The sequence below is a fragment of the Qipengyuania gaetbuli genome (genome assembly GCF_020524765.1).
Taxonomy (GTDB): Bacteria; Pseudomonadota; Alphaproteobacteria; order Sphingomonadales; family Sphingomonadaceae; genus Qipengyuania; species Qipengyuania gaetbuli_A.
The window spans coordinates 59,308-81,570 of record NZ_JAIVLR010000003.1; the positions used below are offsets into that span (position 1 = coordinate 59,308).

At 63.7% G+C, this 22,263-nt stretch carries 21 protein-coding genes; 13 read left to right on the forward strand and 8 right to left on the reverse strand.

The window, feature by feature from the left end; genetic code table 11:
• Nucleotides 1-87 precede the first annotated feature (87 nt).
• Nucleotides 88-2,508: a S9 family peptidase gene (locus LC083_RS13505; protein WP_226700857.1), complete on the forward strand. Its 2,421-nt coding sequence runs from the start codon at nucleotides 88-90 to the stop codon at nucleotides 2,506-2,508.
• Between the two features lie 69 nt (nucleotides 2,509-2,577).
• Here the strand turns inward: LC083_RS13505 and LC083_RS13510 are convergent, their stop codons facing one another.
• The 4 genes from LC083_RS13510 to LC083_RS13525 form a co-directional block, all read right to left on the reverse strand.
• Nucleotides 2,578-4,383 carry an acyl-CoA dehydrogenase C-terminal domain-containing protein gene (locus LC083_RS13510; RefSeq protein ID WP_226700858.1) on the reverse strand — a complete coding sequence of 602 codons (1,806 nt, stop codon included), beginning with the start codon at nucleotides 4,381-4,383 and terminating at the stop codon, nucleotides 2,578-2,580.
• Between the two features lie 61 nt (nucleotides 4,384-4,444).
• Nucleotides 4,445-4,900, reverse strand: a complete 456-nt coding sequence (locus tag LC083_RS13515) for a MerR family transcriptional regulator (protein ID WP_160607154.1) — start codon at nucleotides 4,898-4,900, stop codon at nucleotides 4,445-4,447.
• A gap of 32 nt (nucleotides 4,901-4,932) precedes the next feature.
• Nucleotides 4,933-5,307, reverse strand: a complete 375-nt coding sequence (gene hisI / locus LC083_RS13520; RefSeq protein WP_226700859.1) for a phosphoribosyl-AMP cyclohydrolase — start codon at nucleotides 5,305-5,307, stop codon at nucleotides 4,933-4,935.
• A gap of 347 nt (nucleotides 5,308-5,654) precedes the next feature.
• A complete protein-coding gene (locus LC083_RS13525; protein WP_319003444.1) occupies nucleotides 5,655-6,395 on the reverse strand; it encodes a ComF family protein in 741 nt (246 codons plus the stop codon).
• Between the two features lie 131 nt (nucleotides 6,396-6,526).
• On the opposite strand from LC083_RS13525, the gene LC083_RS13530 reads away from it, so the two are divergent.
• Nucleotides 6,527-7,240, forward strand: a complete 714-nt coding sequence (locus LC083_RS13530; protein WP_319003445.1) for a methyltransferase domain-containing protein — start codon at nucleotides 6,527-6,529, stop codon at nucleotides 7,238-7,240.
• Here LC083_RS13530 and ppdK read toward each other — a convergent pair.
• The 3 genes from ppdK to LC083_RS13545 are packed head-to-tail and all read right to left on the reverse strand — an operon-like array spanning nucleotide 7,237 to nucleotide 13,070.
• The gene (gene ppdK / locus LC083_RS13535) at nucleotides 7,237-9,915 is read right to left on the reverse strand and encodes a pyruvate, phosphate dikinase (protein WP_226700862.1); all 2,679 of its coding nucleotides are present in this window, start codon (nucleotides 9,913-9,915) and stop codon (nucleotides 7,237-7,239) included. The two genes, LC083_RS13530 and ppdK, sit on opposite strands and share 4 nt — an antisense overlap.
• A 57-nt stretch (nucleotides 9,916-9,972) precedes the next feature.
• On the reverse strand, nucleotides 9,973-12,174 hold the full coding sequence (glyS, locus tag LC083_RS13540; protein WP_226700863.1) for a glycine--tRNA ligase subunit beta: 2,202 nt from the start codon (nucleotides 12,172-12,174) through the stop codon (nucleotides 9,973-9,975).
• On the reverse strand, nucleotides 12,171-13,070 hold the full coding sequence (locus LC083_RS13545) for a glycine--tRNA ligase subunit alpha (protein WP_226700864.1): 900 nt from the start codon (nucleotides 13,068-13,070) through the stop codon (nucleotides 12,171-12,173). Before LC083_RS13545 ends, glyS begins: the two co-directional genes overlap by 4 nt.
• A gap of 194 nt (nucleotides 13,071-13,264) precedes the next feature.
• Between LC083_RS13545 and LC083_RS13550 the strand changes: the two genes are divergently transcribed.
• From LC083_RS13550 to LC083_RS13600, 11 genes are all read left to right on the forward strand, one after another.
• Nucleotides 13,265-13,582, forward strand: coding sequence for a UrcA family protein (locus LC083_RS13550; RefSeq protein ID WP_226700865.1), 318 nt, complete (start codon nucleotides 13,265-13,267; stop codon nucleotides 13,580-13,582).
• A gap of 75 nt (nucleotides 13,583-13,657) precedes the next feature.
• On the forward strand, nucleotides 13,658-14,071 hold the full coding sequence (locus LC083_RS13555; protein WP_226700866.1) for a hypothetical protein: 414 nt from the start codon (nucleotides 13,658-13,660) through the stop codon (nucleotides 14,069-14,071).
• 16 nt (nucleotides 14,072-14,087) lie between these two features.
• The gene (locus LC083_RS13560; RefSeq protein ID WP_226700867.1) at nucleotides 14,088-14,579 is read left to right on the forward strand and encodes a hypothetical protein; all 492 of its coding nucleotides are present in this window, start codon (nucleotides 14,088-14,090) and stop codon (nucleotides 14,577-14,579) included.
• Complete coding sequence (locus LC083_RS13565; RefSeq protein WP_226700868.1) at nucleotides 14,576-14,773, forward strand: helix-turn-helix transcriptional regulator; 198 nt, start codon at nucleotides 14,576-14,578, stop codon at nucleotides 14,771-14,773. The genes LC083_RS13560 and LC083_RS13565 overlap by 4 nt, the downstream gene beginning before the upstream one ends.
• Nucleotides 14,757-15,413, forward strand: a complete 657-nt coding sequence (locus tag LC083_RS13570) for a hypothetical protein (protein ID WP_226700869.1) — start codon at nucleotides 14,757-14,759, stop codon at nucleotides 15,411-15,413. The genes LC083_RS13565 and LC083_RS13570 overlap by 17 nt, the downstream gene beginning before the upstream one ends.
• A gap of 41 nt (nucleotides 15,414-15,454) precedes the next feature.
• Nucleotides 15,455-16,372, forward strand: a complete 918-nt coding sequence (locus tag LC083_RS13575) for a TraB/GumN family protein (protein WP_226700870.1) — start codon at nucleotides 15,455-15,457, stop codon at nucleotides 16,370-16,372.
• On the forward strand, nucleotides 16,369-17,253 hold the full coding sequence (locus LC083_RS13580) for a TraB/GumN family protein (RefSeq protein WP_226700871.1): 885 nt from the start codon (nucleotides 16,369-16,371) through the stop codon (nucleotides 17,251-17,253). The genes LC083_RS13575 and LC083_RS13580 overlap by 4 nt, the downstream gene beginning before the upstream one ends.
• Before the next feature lie 115 nt (nucleotides 17,254-17,368).
• On the forward strand, nucleotides 17,369-18,052 hold the full coding sequence (locus tag LC083_RS13585; protein ID WP_160607167.1) for a 50S ribosomal protein L25/general stress protein Ctc: 684 nt from the start codon (nucleotides 17,369-17,371) through the stop codon (nucleotides 18,050-18,052).
• Nucleotides 18,053-18,162: 110 nt separating this feature from the next.
• The gene (locus LC083_RS13590; protein ID WP_226700872.1) at nucleotides 18,163-19,158 is read left to right on the forward strand and encodes an SDR family oxidoreductase; all 996 of its coding nucleotides are present in this window, start codon (nucleotides 18,163-18,165) and stop codon (nucleotides 19,156-19,158) included.
• Between the two features lie 45 nt (nucleotides 19,159-19,203).
• The gene (gene pth, locus LC083_RS13595) at nucleotides 19,204-19,779 is read left to right on the forward strand and encodes an aminoacyl-tRNA hydrolase (RefSeq protein WP_226700873.1); all 576 of its coding nucleotides are present in this window, start codon (nucleotides 19,204-19,206) and stop codon (nucleotides 19,777-19,779) included.
• Between the two features lie 123 nt (nucleotides 19,780-19,902).
• The gene (locus tag LC083_RS13600; RefSeq protein ID WP_226700874.1) at nucleotides 19,903-20,613 is read left to right on the forward strand and encodes a cistern family PEP-CTERM protein; all 711 of its coding nucleotides are present in this window, start codon (nucleotides 19,903-19,905) and stop codon (nucleotides 20,611-20,613) included.
• Nucleotides 20,614-20,700: 87 nt separating this feature from the next.
• On the opposite strand, the gene LC083_RS13605 is transcribed toward LC083_RS13600, so the two are convergent.
• Nucleotides 20,701-22,224, reverse strand: coding sequence for a tetratricopeptide repeat protein (locus tag LC083_RS13605; RefSeq protein WP_226700875.1), 1,524 nt, complete (start codon nucleotides 22,222-22,224; stop codon nucleotides 20,701-20,703).
• Between the last annotated feature and the right edge of the window lie 39 nt (nucleotides 22,225-22,263).

Here is a 22,263-nt window from a genome sequence, read left to right on the forward strand (position 1 = left end):
GAAAGGCGCCCCCGTCCCTGCCAATTGCATTGGCGTTTCGAGACAAGGCTTTAGGCTGGTTCCGCCAAATTTTTTTGGGGGACTGAAATGTATCGCTTTTCCAGCCTGGTCGCGATTGCGATCGCAACCGCTGCCACGCCGCTCGCCGCGCAATCGACTTATGACACCCCGCCGCCGGCCATCGCCGATATCGTGACGAGGGCGCCCTCGCCCTCGGTCTCCATCTCGCCTGACGGTTCGACCATGCTGCTGATGGAGCGCGAAGCCCTTCCCCCGGTTTCGGAAATCGCCAAGCCGATGGAGCGCCTCGCCGGCCTCAGGCTCGATGTCTCGATCAACGACGTGCACAATCCGCGCAATGTCGTTGGCCTCTCCATCCAGGACATTGCCACAGGTGAGACACGCAAGGTAGCCCTGCCGCCCGAAGCGGACATTTCGGAGGTGGGCTGGTCCAAGGACGGCGACAAGGTCGTCTTCAGCAATACCTATGCGGACGGCATGTCGCTACACGTGATGGACGTGAAGAGCGCCAAGGTCTCCACGCTGCTCGATCGCGGTCTCAATGCCATTTTCGCAGAGCCGCGCTTCCTTGCCGATGGCCGGGTACTCGCACTGACCATTCCCGAAAAGCGTGGGCCCATGCCCGTGGAATCGCTCACGCCCAGCGGCCCTGCAATCCAGGATGCGGCGGGCGGCGAGGAAGCGCAGACCCGCACCTACCAGGACATGCTCGAAAATCCCTATGACGAGGCGCTGTTCGAATGGCTGACCACCAGCCAGCCCGTCATCATCGACCCGGCTACCGGTAAATCGAAGAAATTGCTCGAACCGAAAATCTACCTCGGCGCGGCCCCCTCGCCCGATGGCAAGTACCTGATGGCGACGTGGATCGAGAAGCCCTTCTCCTACCAGGTTCCCTACAGCAGTTTCCCGATGAAGACCGCCATCTACACGATGGATGGCAAGTTGGTCAGCATGATCCGCGAACGTCCGCTAATCGACAATTTGCCCGTGCAGGGCGTGGAAACCGGTCGCCGCTCGATCGGCTGGCATCCCAATGAAGATGCACTGGTGATCTGGGCGGAAGCGCTCGACGGCGGCGACCCGCGGGTCAAGACCGACGAACGCGACGCGGTCTTCGCACTCGGCGCACCCTTCACCGGAGAAGGCCGCCGCATCGCAACGATGGAAGACCGTTACGTCGGCAGCCTCGGCCTCGAGGACACCGACGACATGATCCTCGTCGAGTACGACCGCGACACGCGCGAAGTGCGCCAGACGCTGGTCGATGTAACCGGAACGGCCGAACCGCGCGTCCTCAACCTGCGCAATGTGCAGGATGCCTACAACGACCCGGGCAGCCCGCTGACCAAGCGCAACGATGCAGGTTACGGTGTAGCCATCGTCGACAATGGCGCGCTGCTCTTGTCGGGTCAGGGTGCCAGCCCCGACGGCAATCGCCCCTTCCTGCGTCGCTGGGATCTTGCCACTCTCGAAACCGCGGAACTTTGGCGCAATTCGGGCGAAAGCTACGAAAGCGTGCTCGATGTGATCGCTGACGATGGCAGCCGCTTCATCACCTATTACGAAAGCCCATCAAATCCCGGCAACATTCGCCTCCACAGCGGAGGTGAAGCGCGCTTCCTGACGGATTTCCCCGATCCGCACCCCGAACTGAGCGGCGTGGAACGCAAGCTCATCACCTACAAGCGCGACGACGGCGTGGACCTGACCGCGACGCTGTATCTCCCGCCGAACTATAAGGAAGGCGACAAGCTGCCGGTGGTCGTCTGGGCCTATCCGCAGGAATTCAACGATGCCTCCACCGCAGGCCAGGTGCGCGATTCCAATTATCGCTTCACGCGCGTCGGCAGCTATTCGCACCTGTTCTTCCTCATGCAGGGCTATGCCATCATGGACCGCGCGGCGATGCCGGTCGTGGGTAGCGACCCGGAGACTGTCAACGACACTTTCATCGAACAGATCGTCGCCTCGGCCCAGGCTGCCGTGGACGAAACGGTCCGGCTCGGCTTCGGTGACGGCTACCGTGTCGGCGTAGGCGGCCACAGCTACGGCGCGTTCATGACCGCGCACCTGCTGGCCCAGAGCGACATCTTCCGCGCAGGCATTGCCCGGTCGGGTGCCTACAACCGCACGCTCACCCCGTTCGGCTTCCAGTCGGAACGCCGCGTGTTCTGGGATGCGCAGGAAACCTATTACAAACTGTCGCCCTTCATGGCGGCGAACAAGATCAACGAGCCGATGCTGCTGATCCACGGCGAGAAGGACAACAATTCCGGTACCTTCCCGGAACAGTCGGAACGCATGTTCGCTGCGATCAAGGGCACGGGCGGCACTGCTCGCCTCGTCATGCTGCCGCATGAAAGCCACGGCTATCGCGGGCGAGAAAATATCCTCCACACGCTGGCCGAAATGATCGGTTGGTTCGACCGCTATGTGAAGAATGCCAAGCTCGGATCGGACAGCGCCGACGCGGCAGCCGAGTAAGCCGGAAGGGCAAGAAGAAAGGGCGCCTCCCTCGCGGGGGGCGCCCTTAGCCTTTGATGTGAGGCCCGATCAGGCGGCGGTGGCGAATGCCTCTTCGCCCAGTGCCATCAGGCTGTCCGAGCCCGCTTCCAGCTTGCGGCGCAGTGCGCCGGCATCCGGCAGGCAGCGGTCCATGTAATAGCGCGCGGTGGCCAGCTTCTGTTCGTAGAATGCCTTGTCGTCACCGGCAGTGCCGAGCTTGGCGTGAGCCACCTTGGACATCTTCAGCCACATCAGGCCCAGCGTCACGATGCCCATGATGTGCATGTAGTGATGGGCACCCGCACCGAGGTGGTTCGGGTTCTGCATCGCATTCTGCATGAACCACATAGTCGCGGCCTGCTGCTGGCCGAGGGCCTTTTCCAGCTGCTCGGCCATGTCCTTGAGCTCGTCGATTTCCTTCGCCGCGGCGATTTCCTCGCCGACATGCTTGAAGAAGGCCTGGACCGCGGCGCCGCCCTTCTGGGCCAGCTTGCGGCCGCACAGGTCCATCGCCTGCACGCCGTTGGTGCCTTCGTATATCTGGGCGATGCGGGCATCACGCACGAACTGGCTCATGCCCCATTCCTCGATGTAGCCGTGGCCGCCGAAGACCTGCTGCATGTTGGTGGCGACTTCATAGCCCTTGTCGGTGCCATACCCCTTGATGACCGGGGTCATCAGGCCGAGCAGGAGATCGGCCTGCTCGCGCTCTTCCTCGGTCTGCGCCTTGTGGGTCAGGTCGACCAGCAGGCCGCCCCACAGGGCGAGCGCGCGCATGCCCTCGGTGAAGGCCTTTGCATCCATGAGCATCCGGCGAACGTCGGGGTGGACGAAGATCGGGTCGGCCTGCGCCTCGGGCTCTGCCGGACCGGTCAGGGCACGGCCCTGGCGGCGGTCGAGCGCGTAGGCCACAGCGTTCTGGTAGGCGACTTCGGCCTGGCTGAGGCCCTGGATGCCGACGCCGAGGCGCGCGGCATTCATCATGATGAACATGGCAGCGAGGCCCTTGTTCTCTTCGCCGACCATCCAGCCCGTCGCGCCGTCATAGTTGAGCACGCAGGTCGAGTTGCCGTGGATGCCCATCTTGTGTTCGATCGAGCCGCACATCACGCCGTTGCGCTCGCCCGGCGTGCCGTCTTCGTTCACGATGAACTTCGGCACCACGAAGAGCGAGATGCCCTTGGTGCTGTCCGGGGCGCCCGGCGTCTTGGCCAGCACGAGGTGGATGATGTTTTCGGACATGTCGTGTTCGCCGGCCGAGATGAAGATCTTCGTGCCAGTGATCGAATAGGAACCGTCACCGTTCGGAACGGCCTTGGTACGGATCATGCCAAGGTCGGTGCCGCAGTGCGGCTCGGTAAGGTTCATCGTGCCGGTCCACTCGCCCGAGACCATCTTGGGCAGGTACATCGCCTTCTGCTCTTCGGACCCCTTGGCGACCAACGCGGAAATCGCACCGTTGGTGAGGCCCGGATACATTCCGAAGGCCTGGTTGGCGCTGGAGATGAATTCTTCCATCACGAAGCCGAGGACATGGGGCATGCCCTGGCCGCCGAATTCCTCCGAATGCGCCAGCGTGCCCCAGCCCGCTTCACGGAACTGGTCGAAAGCCTCCTTGAACCCCGGAGGCGTCGTGACCGAACCGTCGTCGTTACGCACGCAGCCATGCTCGTCACCGATGCGATTGAGCGGCGCGAGGACTTCCGCACAGAATTTGCCGCCTTCGTTGATCACGGCATCGGTGACATCGTCGGTCGCCATTTCGAAGCCCGGAAGGTTTCCGTAGCTGGCGAGGTCGAGCACTTCGTTAATGATGAAGCGCGTGTCGCGGGTGGGTGCGGTGTAAACGGGCATGTTGGGTCCTTGGAGAGAGGTTATCTTTAGCTTTGGCTTCTCGCCGGGGAGGAAAGCGAATTCAGTCCAGCTGTTCTTCGACAAGGGTGATGAACTCGGTCAGTTCCTTGATCGAGCTGTCGATGTCGGCTCGCTGCGCCTTGAGTTTCGCGACGTGCTTGCGACACTTTTCAAGCGTCACACGGCGCTGCTCGGCGCGCCCGTCGTCAAGGTCGTAAAGGTCGATCATCTCGCGGATTTCGGTGAGCGAGAAGCCCACGTTCTTCGCCCGCATGATCCAGGCCAGGCGCGCGCGGTCGCGCTTCGAGTAGATGCGGGTAAGACCGACGCGCGAGGGGGCGATCAGCCCTTCGTCTTCGTAGAAGCGCAGGGCTCGGGCAGTACACTCGAACTCGCTGGTGAGATCCGAAATCGAGAACTGTTCCCGCTCGAGCTTGTCCGGACGCTCCAGATGGGCGCCGGCATGGCGACGGTCGGTTTCGTCATTCGACGGCGTGTTTTGAAGCGGTTGGGCCATGAGGTCTCTCTACCGCAACGTTTACGTAAGCGTCAAGTCTTGACGGGTTGGAGAACACCGTCTTCCAGCCTGCGATAGAAACAGCTGGTCGCACCCGTGTGGCACGTCGGACCGGCAGGCTCACACATCAGCACCAGCGCGTCCTGGTCGCAGTCGACGAGAATTTCGCGCACCTTGAGCACGTTCCCCGAGCTCTCGCCCTTCTGCCAAAGCTTTCCGCGAGAACGCGAATGGAAGTGGGCAAGGCCAGTACTCCGCGTTGCCGCCATCGCCTCCTCGTCCATGAAGGCGACCATCAGGATTTCGTGATTCGCAGCGTTCACCACCACCGCGCTGAGCAGGCCGTTGGCATCGAACCTGGGCATGAATGCCTGCCCCGTTTCGCGCTCGATCGTGTCTTCAGCCATGTTTCGTGTTCCGTTTTGTAAAAATACGACAGCTTGTTGCAGGATAACCACAAGCGGGTTTCAAAATCGACAATCCCGGCAGATCGCTATTCAATGATCGACCTGTTTGAGGAATGTTCTCTCCTGCAGGCAATGTGAGGCCTGTCAACCGGATCGTGGGCTTTCGCAGAATGCTCGGGTTTTGGGGGTCCCGGATTCGCGGCCGCGCGGGGGTATTGGCGCGGCGCATCCGGTAACGATGAGGGATAGGACCCGATGCATGCTGGGGGGCTGCATCTTGGCCGCAAGGCCGGTCCGGTGTATTTCGTCACGTGGCGCCCGGGATCGCAAGGTCCCGGGCGTTTCGTTTAGGCAGCATGGTCAAGCGCTTCGTCGAGCACCCGCGAAAAACAGGCGATGACGACCGACCGCGCGCCGGCTTTCTTCAGCACCTTCACGCAGGTTGAAGACGTCGCACCACTGGTGAGAACATCGTCGACCAGAAGCACATCGCGTCCTCGCACCTGACGCTCGCCCTTTCCCGACAGTGTAATCGCACCCGATAGAACCTTTTCGCGCTCCCTGCGCCCCTTCCCGCCGAGGCTCTCGGTAGCCTTGCGCCGCTCCAGCGAATCCAAAGAAAGGGTACCGCAACCCAGCTTCTCCAGCTCGCGAGCCAACAGGGCGGCCTGGTTGAAACCGCGCCGCCACAACCGCCACCGGTGTAGCGGCACCGGTACGATAAGCCTCTCGGGCGAACCGGGAGGGACCCGGGCCGCAATGAGCCGGGCCAGCATCGGCGCCATGGCGATCCGTCCGCCATGCTTGAAAGCGAGCACCAGCTTGCGGGAGGTATCCGTGTAGAGCGTTCCGGCGGCGATGCCGTCATGCAAAGGCGGCTTCACCATACATGGCAGGCACACCCCGCCTTCCGACACTCCAGACGCACCGAATGGCCGCTGGCAGGTCGCGCAGGAAGGATCGGTCGGAATGGCAAGGTCTTCCCAGCAGGAGACGCATAGCCCGCCTTGCTCGCCGACTCCCTCGCCGCAGGCCGGGCAGCGCGGCGGGTAGACCAGATCGACGATCGGCGCGGCACCTTCGCGCAATATCTTCCTGAAATGTCGCGCTTTCCCCATTCTTGCCGAGATGACGCGCTTGCATCGCGCTGGCAAGGGCGGCAGGGGCCTGCGCAATGGAAACACGGTCGCCTCCCCGCATTTTCTCGCGTCCTCGTCGCATGGCCGGACTGCGCCGCGCGCTGGTGCGCCAGTCGCAGCGCGATGCGGCACGCTACATCATGGACGACATGGTGGAAGACGTGCTCGAACGGCTCGAATTCATGCGCCTGTCGCCGGCACGCGTCCTCGTCATCGGCGACTGGACGGGGACGCTGGCACTGTCCCTGCGCGGGAATGGTGCGAGGGTCGAAGAGACCGATGTGCGGACGCTGGACGAGGAAGCGCCTCTTTCCTCCGGCCCTTATGATCTCATCGTCAGCCTCGCCTCGCTCGAACGGGTGAACGACCTGCCTGGAGCACTTCTGCACCTGCGCGCCGCGCTGGCAAAAGACGGCATCCTGATCGCCAGCCTGATCGGGGCCGGGTCGCTTCCAAACCTGCGCCGTGCCATGATTGCGGCAGAGCCCGATCGGGCGGCACCGCGTATGCATCCGCTGGTCGACAATGCCGCTGCATCTGCTCTGATGCAGCGGGCGCTGTTCCGGCGGCAAGTGGTCGACAGCCGGACGCTGGAGGTGGCCTTCTCCTCGCTCGACCGCCTCGTTTCCGACCTTCGTGATCAGAGCCTCACCTCCAGCCTTGCGACGCAGGCCCCGCCGCTGTCGCGCACAGCACTCGAGCGGGCCCGGACTGCCTTTCTCGAAGGAGCTGGCAAGCAGGGCCGCGTTACCGAGGCCTTCGAAATCCTGACCCTGACGGGCTGGAAGGACTAGGCCGACGCCCTGCGCAAGCTGGCCTGTGCCGCCGCGAGCCGGGCAATCGGCACGCGGTAGGGCGAGGCGCTGACGTAATCGAGGCCGGTCTCTTCGCAGAAGGCGATGCTGGCCGGGTCCCCCCCATGTTCGCCGCAGATGCCGAGCTTCAGGTCCTGACGCGTCGCCCTGCCCCGTTCGGCTGCCAGTTCGACCAGCTGCCCGACCCCGTCAACATCGAGGCTGACGAAGGGATCGCGGGCGAAGATGCCCTTGTCCACATAGGTCGTGAGGAACCGGCCCGCATCGTCGCGGCTGACACCGAGCGTCGTCTGGGTCAGGTCGTTCGTGCCGAAGCTGAAGAACTCGCCCACTTCCGCGATCTCGCCCGCCATCAGCGCGGCGCGGGGCAGTTCGATCATCGTGCCGACGAGATAGTCGACCGCGCAGCCCGAAGCCTCGAACACCGATTTCGCTGCGCGATCGACGACATCCTTAAGCAGTTCCAGTTCGCGCTTGGTGGCGACCAACGGGATCATGATCTCCGGCACCGGAGCCTCGCCGCTGGCCTTGGCGACTTCGCACGCGGCTTCGAAGATGGCGCGAGCCTGCATTTCGTAGATTTCAGGATAGGTGATCCCGAGGCGGCAGCCGCGATGGCCGAGCATGGGGTTGAATTCGTGCAGTTCGCCTGCGCGGCGGCGGAGTTGATCGACGCTCTTGCCGGTGGCCTTTGCCAGTTCCTCGAACTCGGCATCGCCATGCGGCAGGAATTCGTGCAGCGGCGGGTCGAGCAGGCGGATGGTGCACGGCAGGCCGGCCATGACCTCGAAAATCTTGACGAAGTCGGCGCGCTGTTCGGGCAGCAACTGGTCGAGCGCAGCGCGGCGGCCAGCCTCGTTCTCCGCCAGGATCATCTGGCGCACGAGGCTGATGCGATCTGCGTCGAAGAACATGTGCTCTGTCCGGCACAGGCCGATGCCTTCCGCACCGAACTGGCGCGCCATTCGGCATTCGGTCTCGGTTTCCGCATTGGTGCGCACGCGCATCCGGCGGTGCCGGTCGGCCCATTCCATCAGCACGCCGAAGTCGCCGGCCAGTTCCGGTTCGATCGTCGCGACCTCGCCCGCCATGACCTGGCCGTTGGCGCCGTCGATGGTGATCGTGTCACCTTCCTTCAGTTCGCGGTTACCGATGGTGAGCGTGCGGCCTTCGCGGGCAATGGCGACCTGCGATGCGCCGGAAACGCACGGACGCCCCATGCCGCGCGCAACCACTGCCGCGTGACTGGTCATGCCGCCGCGGGCGGTCAGGATGCCGGTCGCGGCGTGCATGCCGTGGATATCTTCCGGGCTGGTTTCGACGCGCACGAGGATCACCTTCTCGCCGCGATTGGCCCAGACTTCCGCCGTGTCGGCATCGAGCACGATCTTGCCGCTTGCCGCGCCGGGTGATGCAGGCAGGCCCGTGGTCAGCACGTCGCGCGGCGCGTTAGGATCGAGCGTCGGGTGCAGCAGCTGGTCGAGCGCCATGGGATCGACCCGCAGGATCGCGGTCTTCTCGTCGATCAGCCCTTCGCCCACCATGTCGACCGCCAGCTTGAGCGCGGCCTTGGCGGTGCGCTTGCCGTTGCGGGTCTGGAGCAGCCAGAGCTTGCCCTGCTGCACGGTGAACTCGATGTCCTGCATGTCGCGATAGTGGCGCTCCAGCAGGTCGAACAGACGGGCGAGCTCGGCATAGGCTTCGGGCATCGCCTCTTCCATGCTCAGCGGCTTTGCACCGGCGGCCTCGCGCGCGGCCTTGGTGAGGTATTGCGGCGTGCGGATACCGGCGACCACGTCCTCGCCCTGCGCATTGACCAGCCATTCTCCGTAATAGGCACGTTCGCCGGTCGAGGGATCGCGCGTGAAGGCAACGCCGGTGGCGCTGGTATCGCCCATGTTGCCGAACACCATCGCCTGCACGTTCACGGCGGTGCCCATGTCGTGCGGGATGTCGTTGAGGCGGCGGTAGACCTTGGCGCGTTCGCTGTCCCAGCTGTCGAACACGGCACGGATCGCGCCCCAGAGCTGCTCTGTCGGGTCCTGCGGGAACGGGACGTCATGCTCCTCGTCCACGATACGCATGTACTCGGCGACCAGCGACTTCCAGTCGTCGGCGGTCATCTCCGTATCGGCGTAATAGCCTGCGTCTTCCTTGGCGATTTCGAGCGCTTCCTCGAACAGGCCGTGGTCGAGGCCGAGCACCACGTCGGAGTACATCTGCACGAAGCGGCGATAGCTGTCCCAGGCGAAGCGTTCATCGCCCGAGGCGGAGGCAAGCCCCTTCACCGTCTCGTCGTTGAGGCCAAGGTTGAGGACGGTGTCCATCATGCCCGGCATCGACACGGCCGCACCCGAACGGACCGACACCAGCAGCGGGTCCGACGCATCGCCGAAGCCCTTGCCGACCGTGCGTTCGATGTGGGCGAGCGCTTCTGCCACGTCGGCGCGCAGCTTGGCGGAGAAGTCGCCGCCTTCGGCGAGGTACTTCAGGCATTCCTCGGTCGCGATGGTGAAGCCCGGCGGGACCGGCAGGCCGATGCTGGCCATCTCGGCAAGGTTCGCGCCCTTGCCGCCGGTGACGGTCTTGTCCTTCTGCCTTGCATTCGTATGCGGTGCATTGCCGCCGAAGGTGAAGACCGTGTCGTTACTCATCAAGGCAGTTCCTACAGCTTGGAACACATGGAACACAGTCCATGCAGATAAACCGGATCAGCCTTCGATCCGGCTGAAGTCAGCGACTTTGTGCACTGCAGCACGGAAGGCTGCAAGCAGGTCGAGACGATGTGCCCGCTTGTTTTCTTCATCCGCGTTTACCGTCACTTCGTCGAAGAAGCGGTCGATCGGTGCGCGAAGGCTGGCGAGAGCCGCCATTGCGCCGGAGAAGTCCTCCGCCTCGATCGCCTGCGCTGCCGCCGGTTCAGAAGTCGCCAATGCATCCATCAGCGCCTTTTCGGCAGGCTCGGGATCGTAGGAAAGCTCTTTCGCGTGGCGCTCGGCCATTTTGGCTTCGACTACGGCGCGCATATCGGGATCGTCGACCAGCGCCAGCGGGTCTTCCTCGCCGGTGCGGGCGATTTCGCCCTCGATCCCGTGCCAGTCTTCCTTCTTGAGGATATTGGCCGCGCGCTTGTAGCCGGCGAGCAGGTTCGCGCCGTCCTCGGTCTCCATAAAGGACTGGAGCGCCTTCACGCGTGCAAGCAGGCGGACGAGATCGTCTTCGCCGCCTAGCGCAAAGACCGCGTCGATGAGGTCGTGGCGGACCCCTGCCTCACGCTGCTGGACCTTCAGGCGGTCCGCGAAGAAGTCGAGCAGATCGCCCTGCGCAACGCCGAACCGAAGCCCGTTGTCCTGAAGGATGCGGATGACACCGAGGGCCGCACGGCGAAGCGCGAAGGGGTCCTTCGATCCCGTCGGCTTCTCGTCGATGGAGAAGAAACTGCGCAGCGTATCGAGCTTGTCCGCCAGGCTCACCGCCACCGTTGCCGGCGCAGTAGGCACATCATCGCCCTGCCCAACCGGCTTGTAGTGGTCGCGGATCGCGTCGGCGACGGCATCGGGCAGGCCTTCGGCGCGGGCGTAGTAGCCGCCCATCAGGCCCTGCAGTTCTGGAAACTCGCCGACCATTTCGGTGACGAGGTCGGCCTTGGCGAGGCGCGCGGCCTGTTCGGCCATGTCCGCATCGGCGCCCTTGACCACGCCTTCCTCGACCAGCCAGCGCGCCAGCTTAGCTACGCGCTCGACTTTGTCGGCCACGGTGCCCAGCTTCTCGTGGAAGGTGATGCGCTTGAGGCCCTCGGCGTGCTGTGCGAGCGTCTTCTTGCGATCGACATCCCAGAAGAAGCGTGCGTCGGACAGGCGCGCGGCGAGGACCTTGCGGTTGCCGTCGACCACGCGCGCGCCCCCGTCGGCCGCCTCGATATTGGCGGTGCAGATGAAGGCGTTGGCGAGATTGCCTGCGTCGTCCTCGCACACGAAATACTTCTGGTTCACGCGCGCGGTGAGCTGGATCGTCTCGGGCGGGACTTCGAGGAAGTCTTCCTCGAACCGGCCTAGCAGCGGGACCGGCCATTCGGTCAGGCCGGCGTTCTCGATGACGAGTCCTTCATCCTCGACCAGCTTGAGGCCTGCACTCTTCGCGGCGGCCATTGCGCCAATCCTGATTTCTTCCTCGCGAAGCCTGTGGTCGACAATCACATGAGCATCAAAGAGCTTACGCTGATAGTCGTCGGGATTACCGATTTCGATCATGCCGTTACTGTTCAAAGCAGTCGGGTTCTTGTCTTTGAAAAACTCGACCGGCAGCCCGGAATTGCGCGACTTGGGATCAGATTTCCTAATACCATGGAAGCGATGGCCCGCAGTTTCACGACCGCTCTTGACGCCATGCACCTCGCATTCGATCACGTCGTCACCCAGCAGCGCGACGATGCCCGAGAGCGGGCGAACCCAGCGAAGGCTTTCGGTGCTCATCGAAGCAGCGCCCCAGCGCATCGACTTGGGCCAGCTGAATTCGCGGATGATCGCGGGAATCGCTTCGGCGAGGAGGTCCTTGGTCGCCTTGCCCGGCTTCTCGATGACCGCAAAATAGGTGCTGCGTCCCTTCACGTCGCGCAGTTCCAGCTGGTCGCGGGTCACGCCGTTCTTGCGGCAGAAGCCTTCGATCGCCTGGTCGGGTGCGCCTTCGGGCGGGCCCTTGGCTTCCTCGCTCACTGCTTCGGTTGCTTCAGGCAGACCGCGCGCGATAAGCGCGAGACGACGCGGGGTCGACCAGACGGTGATATCGCCGACCCTGACGCCGGCGGCTTCCATTTCGCGCCGGAACAGCTTTTCGAGTTCGTCGCGCGCACCCGCCTGCATGCGGGCAGGGATTTCTTCGCTGCGCAGTTCGAGGAGGAAGTCGGAGCCACTCATTTCGACCACTCCGGATATTTCTCGGCCCACACGGGCGCTTCCTTTTCCATGTGCGCTTCGCAGGCCCCGCGCGCGAGATCGCGGACGCGGCCCATGTAGCTGGCGCGTTCCTGCACGCTGATCACGCCGCGCGCCTGCAGCAGGTTGAAGATGTGGCTGGCCTCCACAGCCTGCTCGTATGCCGCGATGGGGACGTTGTGCGCGAGCGCGTTCTTGCACTCGGTCTCGGCCTTGTTGAACAGGTCGAACAGCGCATCCGTTTCGGCGACCTCGAAGTTCCACTTCGACATCTGCTTCTCGTTTTCGAGGAAGACGTCGCCATAGGTCACGCCCTGCCCGTTGAAGTCGAGATCGTACACGTTGTCGACGCCCTGAATATACATCGCAAGGCGTTCGAGACCGTAGGTTAGCTCGCCCGCGACCGGCTTGCAGTCGAAGCCGCCCATCTGCTGGAAATAGGTGAACTGGGTCACTTCCATCCCGTCGCACCAGACTTCCCAGCCAAGGCCCCACGCGCCCAGCGTCGGGCTTTCCCAGTCGTCTTCCACGAAGCGGATATCGTGCTTGAGCGGATCGATGCCGATCACCTCGAGGCTCTTCAAGTAAAGGTCCTGGATGTCCGGCGGGCTCGGCTTCAGGATCACCTGGTACTGGTAATAGTGCTGCAACCGGTTCGGGTTCTCGCCATAGCGGCCGTCGGTCGGACGGCGGCAGGGCTGCACGAACGCCGCATTCCACGGCTCGGGCCCCAGCGCACGAAGCGTGGTCGCCGTGTGGAAGGTCCCTGCCCCCATGCGCATGTCATAGGGCTGGAGGATGAGACAGCCGTGCGCGCTCCAGAAATCGTGGAGCGCGAGGATCATGTCCTGGAAGGATTTGCGCGGATTACGGTCCATGGCGCGGCGCAATGGAGGAAGCGCGAAAAAGGGTCAATGGCCGCCTGCAAAACACGCGCTGAAGACAGGTAATCACGACATCATGTCAGGTAGTGTTGACATTGTCAGCGAATCAGGACATATAGTCAACACAACCTGACACAAAGGAAGGTTGACCTAACCACTGGACCCAACATCCAAGCTGGAGACCTGACATGAGAAAGAGCCTCGTTATCGCCGCCGCCCTGTTCACCATTCCCTCGGCCGCCATGGCCCAGGACGCACCGTCTGCGACCGTGAACATCACCGACCTCGATCTTTCCACCAAGGCCGGCCAGGACAAGCTCGACAAGCGCATGGACCAGGCGATCCGCCGCATGTGCCGCGTCGACGGCTACGATGCCGAACTCCGCCGCCAGGAAACCGCCTGCCGCCTCGCCGCCAAGGCCGATGCCGCGCCCAAGGTAGCCTACGTCATCGAGGCCGCCCGCAGCCAGCGTTTCGCCGCCATCGAACTCGATGTGCAGGGCTGACCCGCTTTCGCCGGGGCGTCACGCGACAACGGCGCCCCGGCGGATCATCGATTTACTCAACAGGGACTGACAGACATGACCGCCAAACCGCTGACGAAACGCGAAAAATCGGTTCGTCGACACAATATCGCGACCCTGCTCGCATTGACGGCCTTCATCGCGCTGCTCGTACGATCGACGGAACTCGTGACCCTGCCAGAAACGGTGAACTTCGTGGCCATCATGACCCTGTTCTTCGCCGTCATCACCATGTTCATGACGCGCAATGCCGACGAGTACGTGGCAGCCATATGGCGGGCCGGCACCAGCACCGCTTTCGTGTTTACTGCTGCCGTCCTCATCTTCCTGCCCTTCACCGAGGGGTTCATCGACGGACTGATGGGCTACGAGAACGGGCAGGATATCGACGCCAGCGACGCCAGCGAAATGGTGATCATCGCGTCCTTCTTCGTCGCCAATGCGTGGGCCCGCCTGCGCGGAACCTATTGAGCAGGGGAGGATGATCGTGCCCGACAATACCAGCTCGCAGAAGGCAGACTCGCCGCTGAGGTTCCGCCTCTACTTCCGGCTGATGGACCTCTGCCTCATCGCAAGTGTCCTGCTGCTGCTCCCTCTGATACCCGGCGCAACCCCGGCACCCGGGCCCGGCGGTGAATATCCGACATGGTTCCTGCTGTATGGCAACATCCTGATATTCATCGGCTTCTTTCTCACACCGGTGCTTATCCTGGCCCGGTTCATGCGGGACGAATATGCCGAACAGCTGTTTCGCCGCACGACCGATGTGCTCGTCTATCTTGCCGTCGCACTGCCGACCCTTCTCTTCTGGGCTGCAGCGCTCGTGTTCATCATTTCGAGAACCGAGCAGGCTCCCTACCCGTTCAGCCTGTTCATGGTTGAAGTGACCTGGTGGTCCGCTACAGCACAGGTGTACAAGATCTTCTGCATCGCCTTCGTGGTGATTTTCCAATTCCTTCGCTGGAGGGATTCGCGATGAACAACCGCCTCAAGGTGCTTCGCGCGATGAACGACTGGAGCCAGGCCGAACTGGCCGCCCAGCTCGACGTCTCGCGCCAGGCCGTAAACGCCATCGAGACAGGCAAGCACGATCCTTCCCTGCCCCTCGCCTTTCGCATTTCTCGCCTTTTCAACCTTCCAATCGAGGAGATCTTCGATGACGGACACGAATGATATCGACATGCCCGCCACCGGCGGTTTTCTCTCCAAGATCGGCCGTGTGCTGGTTCTGATCCTGCTGGGGATCGCCGCGATCTTCGCGCTTGGCTTCGTAGTGGGTGTCTCGGGAGCCGCCATCGAGCATGGCCATCTCAGCCTGAAGGCAGCGGGGCTACTTGCCGGCGGTCTGGCGGCCTGCGCCCTGTGTGCATACCTCGTCTACCGCCTGCGCCCGGACATGCGCTTCGGCGAACCCATGTCGCCCAAGACCAAGCGCGCGAACTGGGCGCTGATCGCCTCGGGCGTGCTGGGCGGCGTGATCGGGCTCGTCCTAGCCTTGACCGAGCTGCAGACCGGGGAAGGCCGCGTGTTCAGCAATGGACCGATTCCGCTAGGCCCGGCCCTGTTCGTGGTCGGCGCCTATGTCCTCCTGCTCCCGCTGCTCGCCTACCATTGGTTTCGCAATGCCGACGAGTTCGAGCGAGGAGCTTCGGGCAAAGGTGCAGTAGCCGCGATCTACGCTTACGGCTTCATTGCGCCGACCTGGTGGATCCTTACCCGCGCAGGGCTGCTCCCGCCGCAGGATCCGATGATCGTCTACCTGATCGTTATTTCCGTCTGGGGCGTGGTCTGGCAAATCCGCCGGGCAGACTGAGCCGGAATGCAGCAACACCGATTCGCCAAGGAATTACAACGATGAAACTTCGCACTGCCGCCCTTGCTGCCTCTTCGGCCCTGGCGCTCCTCGCCCTTCCGGCTTGCGCCACGACCGAGGTCGAGCCTGCAACCGCCACGGCTGCAAAGGCCGAACCCAATGGTCCGGCCATGTGGAAAGTCGCCGACGAAGATACGACGATCTATCTCTTCGGCACCGTCCATGCCCTGCCCGACGATGTGAACTGGCTGCGCCCGGACATCGCCAGTGCGCTGAACGACTCCGACACGCTTGTGACCGAGATCACTGCCGGCGAGATGGAGGATCCGTCCAGCCAGATGGCCATCGCCGCCAAGGCCATGTTGCCGCAGGACCAGTCCCTGCGCGATACCCTCAGCGACGAAGACCGCGCCGTTTACGAGGCCGCTCTGGTCAAGCTCGGCCTGCCGCCCGGTGCTTTCGACCGGTTCGAACCGTGGTTTGCTGGCATGACGCTGGCAGTGCTTCCGCTCATGCAGCAGGGCTACAACCCTGAAAGCGGTGTGGAGAAGGTCATCGACACCGAGGCAGGACCGGATCGCACCCGCGCCGCGCTGGAGACGCTGCAGAGCCAGATCGATATTTTCGATACACTGCCCGCCGATGCGCAGGTCGAATTCCTGATGTCGTCCGCGCGCGATCCCATGGCCATCGTCAACATGATGGACCAGATGGTCGCGGAGTGGATGGAAGGCGATGCCGACGATCTGGCGAAGATCATGAACATGGGCCTGTCCGACCCCGCGCTCGCCGATGCCCTGCTCTACAAGCGCAACGAACGCTGGGCGCAGTGGATCGACGAGCGGCTCGACAAGCCCGGCGCGGTCTTCATCGCCGTGGGCGCGGGTCACCTTGCCGGCCAGAAGAGCGTCCAGGATTACCTGTCCGCGCGCGGCATCGAGGTCAGCCGGGTAAGGTGAAAACCAGGCATTTCGTCCTGCCGCTCATGGTCCTGCTGGCCGCGTGCCGGCAGGAGCCGCAGGACGTTGCCGAAGCCGGCGAAGCCTATCCGGCCCTGTGGGAAATAACCGACGAGACCGGCGCGCTGGAAGGCTGGCTGTTCGGCACGGTCCATGCCCTGCCCGAAGAGCTCGACTGGCGATCGGACCGGTTCGACCGGATCGAAGACGATGCGGACCTCCTGGTCGTGGAGGTATCGGGCCTCGACGACCGGTCCGCCCTGGAGGCACAGTTCCAGGCCCTGGCAACCGACCGCCGCCCTTTGCCACCCGTCACAGATCGGCTGGGTCCGGTCGAGCGCGAGCGGCTGCGCCGCCTGCTCAAGCGCAACGACATGGCTGCAAACGCGCTCGACGGGCTGGAAACCTGGGCAGCGGCGCTTGCGCTGGCGCAGTTCGGGCGCATCCATCCTGCCGAATACGGGGCCGACAAGGTCCTGTTGGGCGATTTCGCGAGCCGCGAGATCTTCGAGCTCGAAGGCGCCGGACCGCAGCTGGCCATCTTCGACCGCCTGCCCGAGGAAGACCAGCGCGACTTGCTGGTTTCGGTCCTCGAGGAAGTCGACCGTGCCCCATCCGAGCGTCCCGACCTTGCGCTGATCTGGTCGAGGGGCGACCTGGACAGGCTGGAGGAGATCACCGGCGAAGGCATGCTCGCCGATCCGGAATTGCGGGATGCCCTGCTGGTCGAACGTAACCGGACCTGGGCCGCCCAGATCGAGAACCTTCTCACCGCAGCGCCCAAGCCCCTGATCGCCGTTGGCGCCGGCCACCTGCTCGGCCCCGACGGGGTACCCGCCCTGCTCGAGGCGCGCGGATACAGGGTGCGCCGCATCCAGTAACCCTTCGCGCTTGCTTTTGCCCGCGATCCCGCTATAGGCGCGCCCTTCGGCGTCATGGTCATCCCTGGAGGCGTGGCGGACCGAATTACTCAAACGCATTCGAAAGGTAAGCGACATGAGCGATGCTCTGACCCTTCCGGCCGAGGCGCGCGAACGGGCTGGCAAGGGAGCCTCCCGTCAACTGCGCCGCGAAGGCCGGGTCCCCGCCGTAATCTACGGCGGCAAGGAAGAACCCACCCTGATCCACGTCGAGGCCAAGGAACTGGTGCGCCAGCTCAACACCGGCCACTTCATGAACTCGATCGTCGAGATCGAACTGGGCGGCAAGAAGCTGAAGACCCTTCCCAAGGACGTGTCGCTTCACCCGGTCAATGACCGTCCCGAGCACGTCGACTTCCTCCGCCTGACCAAGGGCGCGAAGGTCGAAGTCAACGTTCCGGTTGTTTTCGCCAACGAAGAGAAGAGCCCCGGCCTGAAGAAGGGCGGCGTGCTGAACATCGTCCGTCACGAGCTGGACCTGATCTGCGACGCGGACAAGATCCCGAGCGAAATCGAAATCGACGTCACCGGCAAGGATGTCGGCGATTCGATCCACATCAGCGAAGTCACCCTGCCGGCCGGCGCCGAAAGCGCCATCACCGACCGCGACTTCACCATTGCGACGCTGGTCGCTCCCTCGGCGCTCAAGCGTAGCGAAAGCGAAGGCGAAGAAGCCGCCGCTGCCGACGTTCCGGCCACCGAGCAGGATGCCGGCGACGACGCAGGCGAAGAGGAAGAAGCAGCAGAAGGCGGCGAATAAGCCCTTCTCACGCTTTTCCAGCGAAACACGAAGCGCCGGCCTCGCAAGAGGTCGGCGTTTTCGATTCCGGCATCATGCGCTATCGACCTCCTGCCAGAGAGGAGACGCACATGCCTGCCATCGACCGCCGCACCCTGCTCGCCGGAGCCGCCGCCACGGGCGCACTCGCTGCCGCTGCTACCAAGGCAAAAGGCGAGACAGTCCCCAGCCCGCCCGACCTGTCGGGCAAGGCCATCCTCATTACCGGCTGTTCGAGCGGCTTCGGCAAGCTCAGCGCCATCCATTTCGCCGAACTCGGTGCAAAGGTGTTTGCCACCATGCGCAACCTGCCCCGCCCCGAAGGCGCGGAGCTGGAAAAGCTGGCGGCCGACAAGAACCTCGACCTGCACGTCCTCGAACTCGACGTGCTCGACGATGCCATGGTGCGCGATGCCGTCGCGAAAGCGGAAGAAATCGCCGGCGGCGCGATGGACGTTCTCGTGAACAATGCAGGGGTGGGTATCACCGGCCCGGTCGAAGTGCAGGACATGGAAGCGACCATGCTGGCCTTCGATACCAATGTTTTCGGCTACCACCGCCTGACCCGCGCCGTGCTGCCCGGCATGCGGGCGAAGAAGAGCGGCCATATCTTTGCCATTTCCAGCCAGCTGGGCCGCGTCATGGTGCCGTTCTCGGGCCATTACTCCGCCACCAAGTTCGCGGTCGAGGCGATGTACGAGCAGCTCGCCTACGAGCTCGTCCCGCACAATATCGAGGTGACGGTGATCGAGCCTGGAGGTTACCCGACGAAGGTCTGGGTCAACCGCAACGTCTATTCGGGCGAACTGAAGGCACGCGCGGATGAGCGTCACACCTCCGGTTATCCGCAAGTGGTCGCGCGAATGGGCGAGGAAGACGGCTCGGGCCGCAGTGCCGAACCGATGGACATCCCGCATGCCATGGCCCGCATCCTCGCCATGCCCCCCGGCACCCGCCCGGTCCGGATGCCGGTCAGCGGTGGCAGCATCCCGCAGGCGGCCATCAACGAGGTTTGCGCGAAAACGCAGGTCGAATGGCTGGGTGGCTCGCCGGTGCTCGGCCCACTAGTGCGCGCGGTCCACGACTGACGCGACACCTTGCCCTTGGCGACGCAGGCTTTATGGCCTGCCGCCATGCAGATCTGGACAGGCCTCGGAAATCCCGGACCGCAATATGCGATGCACCGGCACAATGTCGGTTTCATGGCATGTGACGTCATTGCCGACATGCACGGCTTCGGGCCGGTGCAGAAGAAGTTCTCCGGCTGGGTGCAGGAAGGCCGCATCGGCAGCGATAAAGTGCTTCTGCTGAAGCCCGCGACCTTCATGAACGAGAGCGGCCGCGCCGTTGGCGAGGCGCTGCGCTTCTACAAGCTGGGCGTCGAGGATCTGACCGTCTTCCATGACGAGCTCGACCTTGCGCCGTTCAAGATCAAGGTCCGGCGCGGCGGCGGATTGGCGGGCCACAACGGCCTGCGCTCGATCAACCAGCATCTCGGCCCCGAATTCCGCCGCGTGCGGATCGGCATCGGGCATCCCGGCAGCAAGGAACGGGTGACCGGCCACGTGCTCGGCAATTACGCCAAGGCGGAAATGGACGACCTGGCCGACATGCTGGGCGCAATCTCGGCAGAGGCGGAATGGCTCGCCCGCGGGGACGATGCCCGCTTCATGAGCGAGATCGCCCTGCGGCAGCAGGACCGGGAATAAGGCTCGCGGTAAATCCTGTGCCTAGTTGAGACAGTTTGGATTCCGGCATTCGCTTGGGCGTCGAAACGTGTAATGGCGAACGAACTTGGATAAATGGCTATTCACCTTTTAGGGGCAGGTAACATGAATATGCGTCACGCTTTCGTTTCGGTCGCCGCGGGCCTCGGCCTGCTTGCAGCCACTCCGGCTGCTGCCGAACCGATCCTGCTCGATGACAGCAATGTCGGCGACAGCTACACGATCGACTTCGACGGCTTTGTCGACGGCAACGTTACGGTCGACGGCCTCGGCGCGAAGCTGACGCTCACGCTCAGCTCGATTGTCGGCAACGTCTACAACTTCGCATATTCGCTGACCAACACGACCGATTCGGGCGTCACCTCGCGCGTTTCGGGCTTCGCCTTCGACACCGACCCGGCGATCTCCAGCGCTTCGAGCACCGGCACGTACGATAATGCCATCGTCGGCGGCACCTATCCGAACCAGGTCGGTTCGGTCGACGTCTGCTTCCAGGGCAGCAATTCGAAGTCCTGCTCGGGCGGCGGCAGCGGCGGCGTCTTCAACGGCGACACCGGCACCGGCACGCTTTCGCTGAATTTCGGCAGCGCGCTCAGCAGCCTGACCCTCGACGACTTCTTCGTGCGTTACCAGTCGATCACCGGCGCCGGCGATATCGGTTCGGCCTCGGGCCGCCAGATCACCAGCACCAGCTCGGGCAGCGATGTTCCCGAACCGAACATGATGATCCTCTTCGGCCTTGCTGCGCTGATGATCTTCGCTGGTACCCGTCGTCGCCGCTCGGCGCGTCCGATGGAAGAACCGGCTTACGCCTGATCAGATTTACCCTTCAGGGGGGCTGGGCGGCGCGCAATCAATCGATTGTGCGCCGCTTTTCTGTCTGACGCCCTCAGGCGCCTTTCCTCAGGATTTCTTGGCCCGCGCGAGGCGATTGGCAATCGCGGCATTGTCAGGATCGAGCTTCGCAGCCTTTTCCAGCATGGCGACACCGCGATCGCGCGAACCGTTCTGCACCAGCAGCCAGCCCGCCGTATCGAGGATCGAGGCATTCTGCGGGTCGAGTTCGACTGCCTGCAGGGCCAGCTTGAGCGCTTCGTCCTTCTTGCCCAACTGCGCTTTCGTAAAAGCCAGGTTGTTCAGCACCAGCGCGTTCTTCGATGCGCCCTTGGCCATGATCGCCTCATAGCTGCGCTCGGCACTTTCCCATTGGCGGTTACGTAGAGCGCGGTCGGCCTTGGCAAGTTCGCCGCCAACCCATTCGGGTGTCACCTCGCGCGAGCGTTTCTGGAATTCCGTTGCCTTGCTGCTGCCCGCCGCCTTTGCAGCCTTTGCCGCCACCGCCAGCTCTTCCGGCTGCGCATCAGGGCGCATCGCCAGCAGTTCGATCGTGTCGAGCGCACCTTGCGCGTCCCCGACTGCAAGCTGGGTCCGCGCGATAAGCGCCCGAAGATCGCGGGCACCCGGATTGGCGCGGAGCATGGGCTGAAGCAGGGTGAGGGCCTGCGCCCCGTTGCCGAGTTCCAGCAAGGCTTCGCCATAGACGAGCCGCATCTGGGGAATGTCGCGCATATCGGCTTCGTAAGCCTGCAGGATGTCGCGCACCTGTTTCCATTCTCCGTCCCGCGCGGCCAGCTTGGCGCGCAGCAGCGCGATATCGCGGTTCTCAGGCGCTTCCTCGAAGAGGCCTGAGACGAGCGGGCGGGCGTCGTCATATTTCTCCATGACCACCAGCAGGTCGGCCTTGCCGAGACGCGCCTCGAAATTGGCCGGGTGCTCTTTCAGTGCCGCATCGTAATATGCGAGCGAAGCGGGCAGGCGGTCACGAACGCGCGCGACCAGCGCCTGCGCCAACCGCGCCTCGATCGAGGCAGCGTCCACGTCGGCGGCACGATCAGCCAGCATGCGCGCACGTTCGATATCGCCGCGGGCGAGCTCGAAACGGGCTGAAGAGGCCAGCAGGCGCGGATCAGCGGGATCGCGACCTTCGCCCACGGCAAACGCCTTGGCTGCATCGTCGACCTTGCCTTCCGCCAGCAGGGCGAGCGCGCGCACGCGGTCCGCACCGGCGGTCTCGATACCCTCCACGGCAGCTGCCGCTTCGGCGTAGCGTCCGCGCAGCACTTCTGCCTCGCCCATCAGGGTGGCGAATTCGGGCGCGCCCATCTCGCCTGCAGGAAGCCGCTCCAGCGTTGCAGCCGCGCCCTCCCCGTCACCCAGCGCGATCTGCGTGCGCGCCAGCAGGGCCCGCATTTCCAGATTGCCGGGTTTTTCGCGCAGGCCAGCGATCAGCGCCACGCGCGCGGCGCGGAAATCATGCTCTGCAAACGCCTCCTGGCCCCGTGCGAAACTCGATTCGGGGTCGGGCGAACAGGCCGCCAGCGAAAGGGCGAGCGCGACGCCCGCGAGAAGTGAAGTCTTCCTGATCATGCCCCATGCCTACCAGACAAGGTTAAAGCGTTCGTGAAG

What these genes read in the sequence shown, in the direction of transcription:
- hisI (WP_226700859.1), bottom strand. Translation starts at nt 5,307, where the DNA reads ATGGCTGAAGACACGATCGAGCGCGAAACGGGGCAGGCATTCATGCCC.
- ppdK (WP_226700862.1), bottom strand. Translation starts at nt 9,915, where the DNA reads ATGAGTAACGACACGGTCTTCACCTTCGGCGGCAATGCACCGCATACG.
- LC083_RS13570 (WP_226700869.1), top strand. Translation starts at nt 14,757, where the DNA reads ATGACGGACACGAATGATATCGACATGCCCGCCACCGGCGGTTTTCTC.
- LC083_RS13565 (WP_226700868.1), top strand. Translation starts at nt 14,576, where the DNA reads ATGAACAACCGCCTCAAGGTGCTTCGCGCGATGAACGACTGGAGCCAG.
- pth (WP_226700873.1), top strand. Translation starts at nt 19,204, where the DNA reads ATGCAGATCTGGACAGGCCTCGGAAATCCCGGACCGCAATATGCGATG.
- LC083_RS13550 (WP_226700865.1), top strand. Translation starts at nt 13,265, where the DNA reads ATGAGAAAGAGCCTCGTTATCGCCGCCGCCCTGTTCACCATTCCCTCG.
- LC083_RS13555 (WP_226700866.1), top strand. Translation starts at nt 13,658, where the DNA reads ATGACCGCCAAACCGCTGACGAAACGCGAAAAATCGGTTCGTCGACAC.
- LC083_RS13545 (WP_226700864.1), bottom strand. Translation starts at nt 13,070, where the DNA reads ATGGACCGTAATCCGCGCAAATCCTTCCAGGACATGATCCTCGCGCTC.
- LC083_RS13515 (WP_160607154.1), bottom strand. Translation starts at nt 4,900, where the DNA reads ATGGCCCAACCGCTTCAAAACACGCCGTCGAATGACGAAACCGACCGT.
- LC083_RS13590 (WP_226700872.1), top strand. Translation starts at nt 18,163, where the DNA reads ATGCCTGCCATCGACCGCCGCACCCTGCTCGCCGGAGCCGCCGCCACG.
- LC083_RS13530 (WP_319003445.1), top strand. Translation starts at nt 6,527, where the DNA reads ATGGCCGGACTGCGCCGCGCGCTGGTGCGCCAGTCGCAGCGCGATGCG.
- LC083_RS13605 (WP_226700875.1), bottom strand. Translation starts at nt 22,224, where the DNA reads ATGATCAGGAAGACTTCACTTCTCGCGGGCGTCGCGCTCGCCCTTTCG.
- glyS (WP_226700863.1), bottom strand. Translation starts at nt 12,174, where the DNA reads ATGAGTGGCTCCGACTTCCTCCTCGAACTGCGCAGCGAAGAAATCCCT.
- LC083_RS13600 (WP_226700874.1), top strand. Translation starts at nt 19,903, where the DNA reads ATGAATATGCGTCACGCTTTCGTTTCGGTCGCCGCGGGCCTCGGCCTG.
- LC083_RS13505 (WP_226700857.1), top strand. Translation starts at nt 88, where the DNA reads ATGTATCGCTTTTCCAGCCTGGTCGCGATTGCGATCGCAACCGCTGCC.
- LC083_RS13575 (WP_226700870.1), top strand. Translation starts at nt 15,455, where the DNA reads ATGAAACTTCGCACTGCCGCCCTTGCTGCCTCTTCGGCCCTGGCGCTC.
- LC083_RS13510 (WP_226700858.1), bottom strand. Translation starts at nt 4,383, where the DNA reads ATGCCCGTTTACACCGCACCCACCCGCGACACGCGCTTCATCATTAAC.
- LC083_RS13585 (WP_160607167.1), top strand. Translation starts at nt 17,369, where the DNA reads ATGAGCGATGCTCTGACCCTTCCGGCCGAGGCGCGCGAACGGGCTGGC.